Annotated in this window: 1 protein-coding gene and 1 pseudogene; both read left to right on the top strand. The window is 73.0% G+C overall.

Annotated elements, in window-relative coordinates:
- A pseudogene (locus tag RNC47_RS36460) lies at nucleotides 1-137 on the top strand (iron ABC transporter ATP-binding protein); the annotation flags it as partial.
- A 93-nt stretch (nucleotides 138-230) separates the two neighbouring features.
- Nucleotides 231-477, top strand: a 247-nt coding sequence (locus RNC47_RS36455) for a hypothetical protein (protein WP_311605159.1), incomplete at its 3' end; no start/stop codon positions are given.

The raw sequence follows: 477 nt of genomic DNA, 5'->3' as shown, positions 1-477 counted from the left end.
ACGTGACCGTGCGGCTGACCCCCGAGAACGCGCCGGTCCTGGAGGCCGAGTGCGCCCTGCGGGACACCCCGGACGAGGGCGCGGTGGTGGGCGTCCGGTTCGACGAGGCGGAGACGGTGGTGCTGGCGGGGGAGTAGGGGCTGTCCTGCCTGATCAGCGCGCCATTCCTGGGCCCCGTCGTGCAGGAAGCGGTGCCACTCCAGGAGGGCGCCGTCGCGGAGGCGCAGCTGATGGAGTACGTACGCGCCGGATTTCTGCAGGGCCCAGTCGGGAAGCAGGACGCGGTTCTTCAGGCGGGCGTCCTGGGCCAGTGGGCAGGGCGTGCGCAGTCCGTGGGCGATCGTGTCCCGGAAGTCGGCGTCCCAGTGCGCCGGACCGGTGGCCGCTCCGGGTCCCCGGGCATCGATGATGCCTCGCGCGTGATCGGCCACCGCCTCGTTCACCGCCTCCTGGAGCCGCTGGAAGGCCTCGGCCGTG

It is taken from the genome of Streptomyces millisiae (assembly GCF_031845425.1).
GTDB classification, from domain to species: domain Bacteria; phylum Actinomycetota; class Actinomycetes; order Streptomycetales; family Streptomycetaceae; genus Streptomyces; species Streptomyces millisiae.
Note: the sequence above shows the minus strand (reverse complement) of the source record. Positions and strands in the feature narration are given on the sequence as shown.